Genomic DNA, 15,250 nt, shown 5'->3' on the forward strand with positions numbered 1-15,250 from the left:
TGAGATGGCGAGTTTTGGGGCAAACTACTCGTGAACGGTTTGTGAACAAACAGGCAAAATGGTTGCGATTTCGTTGCGAGTTGGCGATAATGTATCGTATGATAGTTGTACATACATTCGGAATTTGACCGGTTATTGGATCGAGCGAAAAGGAGTGAAACGGAATGACGGTAACGATTTATGATGTGGCGCGGGAGGCGAACGTCTCGATGGCGACCGTCTCGCGCGTCGTGAACGGCAACCCGAACGTCAAGCCGTCGACGAGAAAAAAAGTGCTGGAGGCCATCGAGCGGCTCGGATACCGCCCGAACGCCGTGGCGCGGGGGCTCGCCAGCAAAAAAACGACGACGGTCGGGGTGATCATCCCCGATATTTCGAGCATTTTCTTCGCCGAACTGGCGCGCGGCATTGAGGACATTGCCACGATGTACAAGTATAACATCATTTTGAGCAACTCCGACCAAAACAAAGAAAAAGAGCTGCATTTGCTCAATACGATGCTCGCTAAGCAAGTGGACGGCCTTTTGTTTATGGGCGGAACGATCACCGAGGAGCACGTCGCCGAATTTCAAAAGTCGTCGGTGCCGATCGTGCTGGCAGCGACGATGGGGCCGGAGGAGATTCCGTCGGTCAACATCGACTATGAGCAGGCGGCGTTTGAAGCTGTGACGTATTTGCTGGAAAAAGGAAACCGCCGTGTGGCGTATGTGACCGGTCCGACCGACGACCCGATCAACCAGCGGAAGTTGGCGGGGTATCGTCGCGCGCTTGAGGAACACGGCGCGCCGTATGAGGAAGAGCTCGTCATTGAGGGTGACAACTCGTACGACTCGGGCTTGGAAGCGTATGAGAAAATCACGGAGCTTACGGAACGGCCGACGGCTGTGTTTGCCGGCACGGACGAAATGGCGCTCGGCATCATTCACAGCGCCCAAGACCACGGCGTGCGCGTGCCGGATGACTTGGAAGTCGTCGGCTTTGATAACACGCGATTGGCGACGATGGTGCGGCCGCGGCTGACGACTGTTGTGCAGCCGATGTATGACATCGGGGCGGTGGCGATGCGGCTCTTGACCAAGTATATGAACAAAGAACCAGTGGACCACCATATCGTCGTCTTGCCGCATCGGCTTGAGGTGCGCGAGTCGACGAAATGAACAGCAGGGGCCGACCCAAAAGGTCGTCTGTTTTCCAGATCGATGAAAGATCTAGCATAACGTACACATTCGGTACGTATATATAGTGATGAAAGAGGGTGTCCCGATCCTTTTTGGAACACCCTCTTTTTTTGTCTGCTGCTTTATGCAGGCAAAAAACGGTTGAACGCTCTGCCACCTACGAAAATGCTTAGGAGGCCGGGGATTTAAGGGGAAATACTGCTCTCCAACAGTGTTTCTCAAACTGAAAAACCTTGCAACGTCATCATTTGATTCCTTTTGATTTCTCACCAATCGAGCGAATCCGTTGTTTTTCACCAGCCTTTTCGAGGTGGGAGTGCTTGGGACCCCCCGCTCCATGGCAGGTAATGAACCAAGCCATCCCCGTGCATCCCACGGTTCAGCTGCCTTACAACGACAGCAAACGAATCTCTTCATTCAAAATAATTCGGAACGACATCGTTATGATCGTGTCGACCGCTGGCTGCGGATGAAATACAGCGCCTTTTCCACCGTCTGGGCGTTTTTTTCGCTGATCTCCGCCTTGCGTGGAATCGGGGGATACAAGTCGTCCGGATCGTCCCACTCAAGCGGGAGCGTGACGGATGAAAGCGGTTGCCATCGTTCGCGCCACTCATCCGGCAGCGGACCGGACACATCGGCTCGGTCGGTCATCTCCAGCCAAAGGAGCGCCCACGCCCGCGGCACGACGCGCCAAATGTCATATCCGCCGCCTCCGACGGCGATCCAGCGTCCGCCGCAATATTCATGAGCGATTTGATGCGCAAGTCTTGGAATCACCCGATACGTTTTCATCGTCACCGACAAATGGGTGAGCGGGTCGTAATAGTGGGCGTCGACGCCGTTTTGCGTCACGATGACGTCCGGGCGGAAAAAGTCGGCGATCTCCCGAAGCGCGGTCGTATAGGCAGCAATCCATGATTCGTCTTCCGTGAATGCATCAAGCGGAATGTTGAACGAATAGCCGTAGCCTGCCCCGAGGCCGCGCTCGTTGACATTTCCCGTCCCGGGAAACAAATAGCGCCCCGTTTCATGAATCGAAAACGTGCAGACGTTCGGGTCGTCGTAAAACGCCCATTGCACCCCGTCGCCGTGGTGGGCGTCCGTGTCGACGTACAACACGCGCAGCCCGTATTTTTCCCGGATATATTGGATGGCGACGGCGCTGTCGTTGTAGACGCAAAAGCCGGACGCTTTGCCGCGGAAGCCGTGATGCAGACCGCCGCCCAAGTTGAGCGCATGCTCAGCCGCCCCGGAAAGAACAGCGTCGACGGCGGTGAGGGTGCTGCCGACAAGCAGGGCGCTCGCTTCATGCATATTCGGAAACACCGGCGTGTCTTCCGTGCCGAGGCCGTAGTTCAGCGCCGCCGCTTCAGACAGTTCGCCGCGCCCGGCTGCTTTCACCGCCTCGATGTACGAGCGGTCGTGAATGAGCGCCAGCTCGTCATCCGTCGCCATGCGTGGGGCGACGATATGGCGGTCTTCCAGCGCGCCGAGCGTGCGCAACAAGTCGTACGTCAGTTTGACCCGCAGCTGGTTGAACGGATGGTCGTCATGAAATTTGTATTGAAGAAATTGCTCGCTGTAAACGAATGCACAGTTTCGGCTCATGACGTAACCCCCGGCAAGTTCGGCCATAGCACGTGATAGCCGGCGTTTTGCAAATCGCGGATCAAGGGAAGCGGGTTCATCGTCTGCACGCGGAAGACTAAAATTTTGTAGTTCGGGTCTGGGTCCGGATACAACAGGACGCTGGCGATGTTCACATGGCGCTCGCTGATGATGGCCGCCGCTTTGCTGAGCATGCCGGCCTCGTTCGGCACTTTGATCTCGATTTGCGACCCTGGCTGGTGAACGCCGGTCAGCTCAATGAAGGTGCGGAGCAAATCCGTTTGCGTGATGATGCCGACGAGCTTCCCATGGTTGACGATCGGCAGGCAGCCGATCCGGTGTTCGTAAAAGAGCGCCGCCACCTCCTCGACAAAATCGAGCGGATGGCCGACGATAACGTCGGTTTTCATCACGTCCCCGACCGGTTTTTTCAATTCTTCCCACTGTTCGGAAAGGTGAAAAATGGATGGGCTCGCTTCGCGCAAATCTTGGCTTGTCACAAGCCCTACTAGACGTCCTTCCTCATCGACGACCGGCAGATGGCGGATGCGGTGATGGCGAAGCAACTGCAGCGCTTCAGCGATCGTATTCGCCGCGCGGACCGTCACGACCGGCGCTTTCATCACTTGTTCGACAAGCATCGTTCTCCTCTCCCCTTTGTGCGTGGCATTTTATGCGCGCCCTCGAAGCGGACGGCAGGCGCAAACATTCGGACAGCCAAGAATTTCATCCCTATAAGGTGGGTGAAAAACAAGTTTTGCACCCACCTCAGCGACATTGGGTGGGCAAGGATACCGGCATGGCAAGATTTCCCCTATAGAGAAACAGTTGGGTGAGCCGATTTTCCCTTTCCTGACCGGCCTTCAATAGCTAGTACATATAGCGGTTCATAAACCGAAGCCGGTCGAATCGTTGGATCGATTCGGCGTCGACCCGTTTGCCGATGCGGACCATCAAGCAGTTCGCTGGATGCGAACAAATTTCTGGGTCATCGGTCGCATACCAGACGAGTCCACCGGCGTTCATCATTTTCTCCATCACTTTTCGGTACTCCCATACGTTCAGCCCAGTGCCTTTTAGATCCCAATGCCAATAATACTCCGTTGTAATGATGATGTAGTCTTCCATGGCATCGTCCATCATCGAGACGATCAACAAATTTTTTCCGACGCCAAACCCGCGAAACTCGGGGATGACTTCAATGGCGCCAAGCTCGAGCAAATTTTCCATGTTCCCTTCTGACCAGCGCTCGAGCGGGTCGGGATACAAAAACGTCACATAACCGACGATCGTCTCGCCGCGGCGGGCGATGATGATCCGCCCTTCCGGCAGCTTGGCGATTTCGATCAACGCTTTGTGCTGTTTGGCAGGCGGTCGGAAGGAAGTGAGGTCATGGTGGAATTCATAGCTGGCCAATGCTTCCGGCGTCACCGGCCCTTCGATGAGCAGCGTTCCTTTCGGGGTTTTCAGCTCTTTGGCGTTATACGTTTTTTTATGTTCCATTCGGCCACCACCTGAATTGGTCGTTCTTTTATCATTATACATGAAACCATCGTCGGCTGGCGCGGTTCAAAAAAATTTCCAAAAGCGGGGGACAAGAAATATTTTAAAAATTGAGAAATGGGTTTTGATAGACTATAATAGAAATGTAATCACTTACATAAGGGGGATCGGAGAATGAAAACAGAACGGCTGCCCGTCATACAAGGGGACTACAACTTGAAAGACTACGAGGAAACATACAAACGGTTTCAATGGTCGGAAGTGGAAAAAGAGTTTTCTTGGCACGAAACGGGACGAGTCAACATGGCGTATGAGGCGATCGACCGCCATGCTGAGTCGTTCCGTAAAAATAAAGTGGCGCTCTACTACCGCGACGCGGTGCGGAATGAAAAATATACGTTCAAAGAAATGAAAGAGATGTCCAATAAGGTGGCGAACGTCTTAAAACAGGCGGCGGACATTCAGAAAGGCGACCGCGTGTTTGTGTTTATGCCGCGCTCTCCGGAACTGTACTTTGCGGTTTTGGGCATCATCAAAACCGGCGCCATCGTCGGACCGTTGTTTGAGGCGTTCATGGAAGGCGCGGTGCGCGACCGTCTCGAAGACAGCGGGGCGAAAGCGATCGTGACGACGCCGGAGCTTCTGCCGCGCGTGCCGGTCGGCGATTTGCCGGAGTTGAAATACGTCTTTTTGGTTGGCGACGGCATTGTCGAGGAAGGGCCGTACATCGATTTGAAAAAGCGGATGAATGAGGCGAGCAAGCACTTTGACATCGAATGGGTCGACCGCCAAGACGGCTTGATTTTGCATTACACCTCCGGTTCAACCGGCAAGCCGAAAGGCGTCCTGCACGTCCATAACGCGATGATTCAGCACTATCAAACCGCGAAATGGGTGCTCGACTTAAAAGAAGACGACATTTACTGGTGCACGGCTGACCCAGGGTGGGTGACCGGGACGTCGTACGGCATTTTCGGCCCATGGCTGTGCGGGGCGTCCAGCGTCGTCGTCGGCGGCCGCTTCAGCCCGGACGCTTGGTATCAAACGATTCAAGATTTCGGCGTCACCGTCTGGTACAGCGCGCCGACGGCGTTTCGCATGCTGATGGGCGCCGGCGATGAGATCGTGAAAAAATACGATTTAAGCTCGCTCCGCCACATTTTGAGCGTCGGCGAGCCGCTCAACCCAGAAGTCATCCGCTGGGGAATGAAAGTGTTCGGCCGCCGCATCCATGATACGTGGTGGATGACGGAAACGGGCGGTCATCTCATCTGCAACTACCCATGCATGGAAATCAAGCCGGGATCGATGGGGAAACCGATTCCGGGCGTCGAGGCGGCGATCATCGACGACCAAGGAAACGTCCTGCCGCCGTACCGGATGGGCAACTTGGCCATCAAAAAAGGCTGGCCGTCGATGATGAAAACGATTTGGAACAACCCGCAAAAATATGAATCGTACTTTATCGGCGACTGGTACGTCTCGGGCGACTCGGCCTACATGGACGAAGACGGCTACTTCTGGTTCCAAGGGCGCGTGGACGATGTCATCAACACATCCGGCGAGCGCGTTGGGCCGTTTGAAGTCGAAAGCAAGCTCGTCGAGCATCCGGCCGTTGCGGAAGCTGGCGTCATCGGCAAGCCGGATCCGGTGCGCGGGGAAATCATCAAAGCGTTCATCGCGCTCCGCGAAGGGTACGAGCCGTCTGAGGAACTGAAAGAAGACATCCGCCAGTTCGTCAAAAAAGGGCTCGCTGCCCATGCGGCGCCGCGCGAGATCGAGTTCCGCGACAAACTGCCGAAAACGCGGAGCGGGAAAATCATGCGCCGCGTCTTAAAAGCGTGGGAGCTCAACTTGCCGACCGGCGATTTGTCAACGATGGAAGACTGATGAGCGAAAAGCGTCTGGAACACCCGCTGTTCCAGACGCTATTGTTCTTTTCCGGCGAAAGCCGAAGCTGGGGCGGCTGCAAAGACGGTGATGGAACGGAAAACGCGGCCAACAGCCTGATTTCTCCATTTGAAAAACCTCATAAATGCTTGTTTCTCCTTCGCTTAAGAACCATCCATTTGCCGAAAATCGTTATGCTTTCCCCATTTTCACCAAACAAGAAAGGGTGTCCCAACAAGAATCGCGACACCCTTTCCCATCCCCATATGCACGCGCCAACGCCTTGTGCAAAGCGAACGGCATCTTCTGAAGAAAGACCATCGTTTCGGTCAGCCCCTTGTTGCTTCGCCATCGCCCGACGGCGAAGGAGAAGACGGCTTCCCGCTCTTTTGATGACCGGAATCCGGCGATGAGGCGGACGGCAGCGAAACGGGGTTCGACGGCGCCGATTCCTGTCCGGCGATGTCCACAGCGGTGACGCAGTATGAAACGCCCGGCCACAACGGCGAAAACGAGGCTGCCTCGTCCACTTTAACAACGGCAACGATGCGCCGCGCCCCCGTTTCGTTCACTTGATAGACGCGGTAGCCGATGACATCCGGCTCGTTATGGCGATTCCAGACGAGCTTGCCGCCTGCCAGCCGAGCGGCGGGTCGAGTCGGAGGACGGCCGTTTTCCTTTAATGTGGAGACTAGCAGTGCATCGCCCGCCTGCCCCTCGCCGTTGATCCCCCAATCGGCGAGAAGCTTCGGATTCACGATCATTTCACGAGCGACAAACTCTTCCGGCGTCGTCTCGAGCGCGGCATAGCGGCGTCCGCCGATGACGACGACCCGGCTTTCCATCACTTCCTCGCCGCTTCCTTCCCGCGGCGCAAATTTCGCATTGTATAGATCGTAGCGGACAAGCCCGGCTTTTTCACACGTGGCCGACGGGCTGAAGCCGCTCGCGGCGCAGTAAGCGCGGCGGACGATGCCGCCCGGCATGAGAAACCGGTCGGACGGCGCGATGAGCTTCGGGTTTTCTTGATAGGCAGCATTGATCAGCCGCGCCCATAACAGCTGGGTGCGCTGGCTGTAGGAAAGCCCTTTGTAGCGGGACTCAAGCGGCGCCGGCCGGTCATAGCCGATCCAAACGCCGAACGTGACGTTCGGATTGACGGCGATAAACCACGAATCGCGCTTGTCTTGCGATGTTCCGGTTTTTCCCGCCCAATCAGCGGAAAAGGTCAAGTAGCGCGGCACTGACGAGGCCGTTCCGCCGTGAAGCACGTCGCGCATCATATCGATCATCAAGTACGACGTTTGCGGTGAAAACACCGGAACGGGTTTGCTTTGATGTTTGTAAACGATCTTTCCGTTCTTGTCGACAATCTTCTCAATCATGTAGGCGTCAACGAACGATCCGTAATTGGCGAACGTCGCATAGGCGTTGACGTTTTCCTCGACCGTGACGCCAATGTGCGTCCCGCCGATCGCCAAAGCCGGATTGGCTTCTTCTTGATTCGAAACGCTTGTGATCCCCATTTTATGCAAATAATGGATCGGATGCCGGGGTTGAATTTTTCGATACGTCCGGACGGCCGGAATGTTGAACGATTGCTGCAAGGCATAGCGCGCCGTGACGAGCCCGTGCGTTTTTCCGTCCGCGTTTTTCGGCGTATACGAACCGATCGACAACGGGAGATCGGGAATGATCGTCGCCGGCTGGACAACGCCCATCTCCATCGCCGGTGCGTACACCAAGAGCGGCTTCATCGTTGACCCGTTGGATCGGTGCGCCTGGGTGGCGTGGTTCAGCTGTTCGCGCTTGTAGTCGCGGCCGCCGACGAAGCTGATGATTTTTCCTGTTTTGTTTTCGATCAGCATCGCCCCGACTTCGACTGGTTGGCGATGGGAGATCATTTTTCCTGTTTTCTTGTCTTTGCTGTAATACACATTGTCGCTTCCGTAATACGGGTAGCGGGTGGCGATGCGTTGCATTTGTTCATAAATCTTTTTATTGATCGTCGTATAAATCCGATATCCACCTTGGCGCAACGCTTTTTCTGCCTCGCCGAGGTAGCGGCGGGAACGAGCGGGATCGCGCTTCCATTCTTCCGGCTTATAGCCGTCGCGCTTGGCGAATGTTTCCGCCAACACGTCTTTTGCCCGTTTCTCGATTTCCATCGTCAAAAATGGATACCGTTCAAACGGCGACGGCTTCGGGGCGGCGAAATGCTTCGCCACATCATAGGCAAGCGCTTCCTTATACTGCTTTTCGGAAATATAGCCGGCCCGCTTCATCCGGTACAGCACCGTTTTCATCCGTTTCAAGCCCGCGGAAATGTCCGGCTTGACGCTGCCGTCAGCGGCAAACGGGGTGTAGACGAACGGATTTTGCGGCAGGCCGGCCAAAAACGCTGCCTGAGGGAGGTTCAACTGTTTGGCGTTGACGCCAAAGACGCCCTGGGCCGCGGCTTGGATGCCGGCGACGTTGCGCCCGGACGAGCTGCGGCCGAACGGAACGACGTTTAAATAGGCCTGTAAAATGTCTGTTTTGGAAAAAAATTTTTCCAGACGAAGCGAGAGCAGCATTTCTTTCGCCTTCCGTTCAAACGACACCTCGTTCGTCAGCATCTGGTTTTTGACGAGCTGCTGCGTGAGCGTGCTCCCGCCGCTTTTGACCGGTGAGTTGGTCAGCTCTTGAAACACAGCGCGGATGACGGCCTTCGGAACGACGCCGTGATGTTCATAAAAATGTTCGTCTTCTGTCGCGATGATGGCTTGCACGACGTACGGAGACACGTCGGACAGGCGCACTGCCTCGCGGTCAAGGTCGGACCGGAACCGCCCTAAATACACGCCGCCGTCAAAGTACATATGGCTCGTTTCGCCGTAACTGTAAATCTCCTTTTTCATCTCGTCGGGCGAGGGAATGGGCATATCCTTGACCAAAAAGGCAAAATAGCCGGCGCCCGCGCCGATGGCAAAGCAGACAAAGCAGAGTGCGGCGACGAGCAAAATCAAGATGACGTTCCAAACGACATCGTATGTAAGTGAAAAATAATGCCACGCTTTTTCAAGAGAAGCGGAAAATTGGTTTCGCTTCATGCCAGCCCCCCTATGCGGCACGTCATTATATATTAAGTATACCATAGGAAGGGGAGACATTGTGGAATTTTGCCGATTTTTCGCCGTTTGCGCGAAAAGGGTTAGGGTTGACAGCGAGTGCATCGCTATGGTAATAAGTTATATATATTTCATATGAGAAAGCGATGATGGGAACAAGTAGCGGCTGTCTCCCTGGTGCAGAGAGCTGGCGGACGGTGCGAGCCAGTCCACAGGCAGGCGTGAATTACCTCCCTGAGCAGCGATGGCGAACAGCGTTGTTTTGCCTAGTAGCCATTTGCCGGCATGCGCCGTTACCGAAATGAGCGGGAAAGCAGGACGCTTTCCAAGTAGGGTGGTACCGCGGTTTGACACTCGCCCCTTCATCACGGGCGGGTGTTTTCTTTATTTAGGACATTCATAGAGAGGTGAAGGACATGGATTTGCTTGCGGAATTGCAATGGCGCGGGCTCGTCAACCAAACGACAGATGAGGACGGGCTCCGAGAGCTGTTGAAGGAAGAGAGCGTGACGCTTTATTGCGGGTTTGACCCGACGGCGGACAGTTTGCATATCGGCAACTTGGCCGCCATTTTGACGCTGCGCCGTTTCCAACAGGCGGGCCATCAACCGATTGCGCTAGTTGGCGGCGCCACTGGGCTGATCGGTGATCCGAGCGGGAAAAAAAGCGAGCGTACGCTCAATGCCAAAGAAACCGTCGAGGCATGGAGCGCACGCATTCAAGAGCAGCTCGCCCGCTTTTTAGATTTTGAAGCGCACGGCAACCCGGCGAAAATCAAAAACAATTACGACTGGATCGGGCCGCTGGATGTGATCTCGTTTTTGCGCGATGTCGGCAAGCATTTCAGCGTCAACTACATGCTGGCGAAAGAGTCGGTTCAGTCGCGCATCGAGACGGGCATTTCCTTTACCGAGTTCAGCTACATGATGCTGCAGGCGTATGACTTCCTGAAGTTGTACGAGACGGAAGGCTGCCGTCTGCAAATCGGCGGGAGCGACCAGTGGGGCAACATTACGGCCGGGCTTGAACTCATTCGCAAAACAAACAGCGAGGCGAAAGCGTTCGGCTTGACGATTCCGCTTGTGACGAAGGCGGACGGCACAAAATTCGGCAAAACGGAAAGCGGCACGATCTGGCTCGATCCCGAGAAAACATCGCCGTACGAGTTTTACCAGTTTTGGATCAACACTGACGACCGCGATGTCATCCGTTACTTGAAATATTTTACGTTCCTGTCAAAAGAGGAAATCGAGGCGCTTGAGCAAGAGCTGCGTGAGGCGCCGGAGAAGCGGGCGGCGCAAAAGGCGCTTGCCGAGGAAGTGACAAAGCTCGTGCACGGCGAAGAGGCGCTCAGGCAAGCAGTCCGCATTTCTGAAGCGCTCTTTAGCGGCGACATCGCCAAGTTGACCGCGGCGGAAATTGAGCAAGGCTTCAAAGATGTGCCGTCATTTGTTCATGAAGGAGGCGACGTTCCGCTTGTCGAGCTGCTCGTTTCCGCCGGCATTTCGCCATCGAAGCGGCAAGCGCGCGAAGATATCCAAAACGGCGCCATTTATGTGAACGGAGAGCGCATCCAAGACGTGGGCGCCGTCCTGACCGCCGAGCACCGCTTGGAAGGGCGGTTTACCGTCATCCGCCGCGGAAAGAAAAAGTATTATTTGATTCGCTACGCCTAAACAAAAAGATCCGAAATGCATGGGCATTTCGGATCTTTTTTGCGCCTTAACGCGAGTAGAACTCGACGATGAGCGCTTCGTTGATTTCCGCCGGCAGTTCGGAACGCTCCGGCAAGCGGGTGTACGTTCCTTCCATTTTTTCTGGATTGAACGTCAAGTAATCCGGAATGTAATTGTTCGCTTCGAGCGCTTCTTTAATCACTTGCAAGTTGCGCGATTTTTCGCGGACGGCGATCGTTTGCCCCGGTTTGACGCGGTACGACGGGATGTTGACGCGGTTGCCGTCAACCAAAATGTGACCGTGCGTCACGAGCTGGCGGGCTTGGCGGCGCGTGCGGGCCAACCCTAAGCGGTAGACAAGGTTGTCCAAGCGCGACTCCAACAAAATCATGAAGTTTTCGCCGTGTTTGCCCGGCATTTTGCCCGCTTCTTCAAATGTTTTGCGGAATTGGCGCTCGTTCACGCCGTACATATGGCGCAGCTTTTGTTTTTCTTGCAGCTGCAAGCCATATTCGGACAATTTCCGCCGTTGCCCTGGGCCGTGTTGGCCAGGCGGATACGGACGTTTTTGCAATTCTTTGCCCGTGCCGCTCAACGAGATGCCGAGGCGGCGGGAAATTTTCCACATGGGTCCAGTATAGCGAGCCATTCGTTGCTCCTCCTTACGCTTTTATTCCCGTAAAATAAAAGCAGATGTGCGCCAACAATTATGGCCATTTTGTTTTCATGCATCCTCGCTCTCGCAGCTAAGAGTTACACGATGCACCTCGGCGGGCCGAGGAACAAAATGAACCATAAAGGTGGGCACAAAGGCTGCTATATTTTACACAAGGGCTATTATATGATTTTTAAAGGATAAAGTCAACATTTTGTTTCCCTTCTTCTCTATTCTTATGATATAATAAAAGATGCAATTTTTAGAAAAAATTTGTCATCCCATTCTCTCGTTATGGAATGATGATGCCGGTTTGGGTGGAAAAGGCGATGAACAAGGATGAAATGAAGCGGTATGAATCGTTTAAACAAAAATTTTTCCACTGGTTTTTGGCGTTTCAGGACGACGGGCCGTTTTCGGCGGCGGCGGGCGAGTTGCTCGCGCTGCTAAAAGAAGAGCTGGCGCTCGAGCAAGCCGTTTTTTATTCGTACGACCCGACGCGGGCCGCTTTTTATCCGGAAGCGGCCGCGGTTGGAACGCCGGACGCTGGGTTGATCGCGGCTGAAGGAGAGCGTGAAGTTGTGGTTGTCGATGCCGGTGGGCCGCATATGGCGGCCCGGCTCTTTTTCCTGCTTTCCGATGAAGCGCCGGCGATGGTCGAGCTGATGTATCGAAAAGAAAGTGGTTTTGACGAGCGGTTGTTGAGGGAGATCCGGACGGATTTGGCGCGATTGTTTGGGAAACTTAGCGCGGTGCTGCAAGGAACAGGCGAAGAGAAACGGTATGGACAGCTGCATCGCTTCGCCGCAAAAATTCATTCCTCGATGCATATCGATGATGTACTTGAAGAAATTATCCGCACGCTGCAAAACGTCTATCCATCGTTCACCTACCACCTTCTGTTGTCACATGACAACCATCTGCGGGGAAATTTGCCGATTAAAACGCTTGTATTGGATGAAAGGGAAAGACAGACGGCGGCGTTGCGGGCGTTTTTGACTGGGCAAGTGCAATGCGAGGAGATGGAGGCGCCGCCGCGCTCAGTGCTGTACGCCCCGATTAAAGGGGTGCAGGCGGTGTATGGGGTGATTGAAATTATCGCTCCATACGCGGCACCATTTCCGAAGCGGGAGATTCATTTTATTTCGTTGCTGGCGAGCACGGCTGGAAGCGCGCTTGAGAACGCCAAGTTGTATGAACAGTCGCGCCGGCTTGTCGCCGATTTGCAGCTGATCAACGATACGATGCGCCAATTGAACGCCCGGCTGCGGCTTCATGAAGCCATTGAGTACATGGTATCGCAAATCCAACAATCGTTTGGTGCGGATGAAGTCGGTTTTTTCTTGTTTGCCGACGGCAAGAGGGAGCTTTTGCCAGGCAGCACGCCGTTTTTTTTCGACCATCGGTCCGGGCCCTATATCGAATGGGTGGAAAAGCGGCGCCAAAGCGGCAATGACATTTTATTTGCCGGTGATGTATGCATGTCTGCATTCGGCCCGTTTCGCTCCATTATGGCGGCGCCGATGCAACAAAATAAGGAAACGAAGGGGCTGTGCATTGCGCTCGCCAGCGAGCCATATCAATTTACGTTTGAGATGTTTAAGCTGTTGGAATCGCTCGTTCAACATTCAACGCTGGCGTTTATGAACGCGATGCTGCGCGAAGAGCTTGAGAAGCTGGTGGTCACCGATTATTTGACAAAACTGCATACGCGCCGCTACTTGGACGAGGTGATCCAAACATCCATGGGATCCGATGCATCCGGGGCGCTCATTTTGTTTGACATCGACAACTTTAAGCAAATCAACGATGTGTACGGTCATCAAACGGGCGATGGGGTGCTTGTCCAAGTGGCTGAGACGGTGCGCGCCAACATTCGCGATGGCGATGTAGCGGCGCGTTGGGGCGGGGAAGAGCTGGCGGTGTATTTGCCGAAAGTGCTGCTGTCTGACGCCATTTCGATTGCCCGCCGCATCACAGAAAAAGTCAGGGAACAAACGGTTCCAACGGTGACCGTTTCGTGCGGCGTGTCATGGTGGGAGCGCCATGGCTGCGAGGATGCCAAACAGCTGTTCAAACGAGCCGACGCCGCGCTTTATATGGCAAAAGAGACGGGAAAAAACTGCATTTTTGTGCACGATGACTGTCATTTGTATAAGGTGTAAAAAGAGGAATCCGGACAAGCGGATTCCTTCTTCGCACTTGGTGCGCATTTTTCGTCAGGCGGAAATGAGCACGCTGGCAAATTGTTCCAAGTAGCGGCGATCGATGTCATCGAAGCGGTTTTTCACCGGGCTGTCGATGTCAAGAACGCCAATGATGCAGCCGTCTTTGATGAGCGGCACGACGATTTCCGATTGAGACGCCGCATCGCAGGCGATATGGCCTGGGAATTGGTGAACGTCAGGAACGACCAACGTCCGCCGTTCAGCGGCCGCCGTGCCGCACACCCCCTTGCCGAACGGGATGCGCACGCATGCCGGCAAGCCTTGGAACGGACCAAGCACAAGCTCATCGCCGTCTGCGAGATAAAAACCGACCCAGTTGATGTCGGATAAAAATTGATTGAGCAAGGCAGCTGCGTTCGCCAAGTTGGCGATGAAGTTGGGTTCCCCGGAAATGAGCGATTTCAGCTGTTCGATGACGAGCGCGTAATTTTCTTCGCGTGTTCCATTGTAAGCCATGGGACGAAACATAGAACGGGCCTCCTTTTCATCATGATTGAAAGCACGATCCCTCACCTCAGCATCCAGCGGATGCAAGCGGGGATAAGACTGATTCGCCTATTTTTTATGATGGCTGCGGGCGATTGTCAATCGAAAGCGCCTCACGGTCCATCCTCTCCCGTCCTTGGTGCAAGTCGGCGGCGCGGTGGGCGTCGGATCCGTAGACGATCGGGATGCCCCGCCGTCGCGCCTCGGCGATCACGCCGCTCGGTGGATACGGCTCCAAGCAGAGCGGTTTGGCGGCGCCGGCGCCGTTGTAGTCCAATTCATAGCCGAACTGCTTGATGTCATCGAGAATGGCAACCATCCACTCATCCATTGATTCCAAGCATGGGAAACGGCGTTGGAACTTGCGCACAAGGGTCATATGGCCGATGCGTTTCGGTTTGTAACGGCCGAGATCCGCGCGGATCGATTGCCGCACCGTTTCGTAGTAGGCGCGGTGGACGCGTTCGACCGATCCGAACAGGCGGACGATCTCGGCAAACATATCTTCGCTGTAATCAAGGCATACATATTGCCCTTCGTGGGCCAAAAAGTGAACCGATAAAATGCTGTCGTCAAGCAGCGGGCCGACCTCGTCGAGCAGGCGGGACGTCTCCTCTTCAAAACCAGGAATGAAATCGACCTCGAGCCCGATGCGGATGGCGATGTCGGTTCGATAACGGGCTTTCACCTCAGCCACCGCGTGCAAATAGCGTTCAAGATCGCTCGGGCTCATTGCGCAGTCTTGGTTTGGCGTCGGATCGACAAACCGCTCTGGAAGCGGCGCGTGTTCCGTGAATGAAATATCGGTATAGCCGAGGGCGATGGCGCGTTCTACATACGCTTCAAGCGGATCGCGGCTTCCGTGCGGGCAAAACGGCGTATGAATATGGCCGTCGCGCATGATGGATTTTCC

Annotated in this window: 11 protein-coding genes and 1 other annotated feature; of the genes, 4 read left to right on the plus strand and 7 right to left on the minus strand. The window is 54.8% G+C overall.

Annotation, left to right across the window (positions count from 1 at the left end):
• Positions 1-164 precede the first annotated feature (164 nt).
• The gene (gene ccpA / locus N685_RS0108850; RefSeq protein WP_031407617.1) at positions 165-1,157 is read left to right on the plus strand and encodes a catabolite control protein A; all 993 of its coding nucleotides are present in this window, start codon (positions 165-167) and stop codon (positions 1,155-1,157) included.
• Between the two features lie 462 nt (positions 1,158-1,619).
• Here the strand turns inward: ccpA and N685_RS0108855 are convergent, their stop codons facing one another.
• From N685_RS0108855 to N685_RS0108865, 3 genes are all read right to left on the minus strand, one after another.
• Entirely contained in the window at positions 1,620-2,789 is a 1,170-nt protein-coding gene (locus tag N685_RS0108855) for an acetoin utilization protein AcuC (RefSeq protein ID WP_031407618.1), read from the minus strand.
• Positions 2,786-3,430, minus strand: a complete 645-nt coding sequence (locus N685_RS0108860; protein ID WP_031407619.1) for an acetoin utilization AcuB family protein — start codon at positions 3,428-3,430, stop codon at positions 2,786-2,788. The genes N685_RS0108855 and N685_RS0108860 overlap by 4 nt, the downstream gene beginning before the upstream one ends.
• A gap of 229 nt (positions 3,431-3,659) precedes the next feature.
• Positions 3,660-4,292 (minus strand): GNAT family N-acetyltransferase, encoded by a 633-nt coding sequence (locus tag N685_RS0108865; protein ID WP_031407620.1) that lies wholly within the window; start codon positions 4,290-4,292, stop codon positions 3,660-3,662.
• 174 nt (positions 4,293-4,466) lie between these two features.
• Between N685_RS0108865 and acsA the strand changes: the two genes are divergently transcribed.
• Positions 4,467-6,182 carry an acetate--CoA ligase gene (gene acsA / locus N685_RS0108870; RefSeq protein ID WP_031407621.1) on the plus strand — a complete coding sequence of 572 codons (1,716 nt, stop codon included), beginning with the start codon at positions 4,467-4,469 and terminating at the stop codon, positions 6,180-6,182.
• A 329-nt stretch (positions 6,183-6,511) separates the two neighbouring features.
• Here acsA and N685_RS0108885 read toward each other — a convergent pair whose 3' ends face one another.
• Complete coding sequence (locus N685_RS0108885) at positions 6,512-9,274, minus strand: transglycosylase domain-containing protein (RefSeq protein WP_031407622.1); 2,763 nt, start codon at positions 9,272-9,274, stop codon at positions 6,512-6,514.
• 155 nt (positions 9,275-9,429) lie between these two features.
• Positions 9,430-9,657, plus strand: a binding site (T-box leader).
• 51 nt (positions 9,658-9,708) lie between these two features.
• Between N685_RS0108885 and tyrS the strand changes: the two genes are divergently transcribed.
• Positions 9,709-10,968 (plus strand): tyrosine--tRNA ligase, encoded by a 1,260-nt coding sequence (tyrS, locus tag N685_RS0108890; protein ID WP_031407623.1) that lies wholly within the window; start codon positions 9,709-9,711, stop codon positions 10,966-10,968.
• Between the two features lie 46 nt (positions 10,969-11,014).
• On the opposite strand, the gene rpsD is transcribed toward tyrS, so the two are convergent.
• The gene (rpsD, locus tag N685_RS0108895) at positions 11,015-11,617 is read right to left on the minus strand and encodes a 30S ribosomal protein S4 (protein WP_031407624.1); all 603 of its coding nucleotides are present in this window, start codon (positions 11,615-11,617) and stop codon (positions 11,015-11,017) included.
• 335 nt (positions 11,618-11,952) lie between these two features.
• On the opposite strand from rpsD, the gene N685_RS0108900 reads away from it, so the two are divergent.
• On the plus strand, positions 11,953-13,788 hold the full coding sequence (locus tag N685_RS0108900; protein ID WP_031407625.1) for a sensor domain-containing diguanylate cyclase: 1,836 nt from the start codon (positions 11,953-11,955) through the stop codon (positions 13,786-13,788).
• A 54-nt stretch (positions 13,789-13,842) separates the two neighbouring features.
• Here the strand turns inward: N685_RS0108900 and N685_RS0108905 are convergent, their stop codons facing one another.
• Both N685_RS0108905 and hisJ read right to left on the minus strand, forming a co-directional pair.
• Positions 13,843-14,319 carry a GAF domain-containing protein gene (locus N685_RS0108905; RefSeq protein WP_031407626.1) on the minus strand — a complete coding sequence of 159 codons (477 nt, stop codon included), beginning with the start codon at positions 14,317-14,319 and terminating at the stop codon, positions 13,843-13,845.
• A 94-nt stretch (positions 14,320-14,413) separates the two neighbouring features.
• On the minus strand, positions 14,414-15,238 hold the full coding sequence (gene hisJ, locus N685_RS0108910; RefSeq protein WP_031407627.1) for a histidinol-phosphatase HisJ: 825 nt from the start codon (positions 15,236-15,238) through the stop codon (positions 14,414-14,416).
• Between the last annotated feature and the right edge of the window lie 12 nt (positions 15,239-15,250).

Source organism: Geobacillus vulcani PSS1, from assembly GCF_000733845.1.
GTDB lineage: Bacteria > Bacillota > Bacilli > Bacillales > Anoxybacillaceae > Geobacillus > Geobacillus vulcani.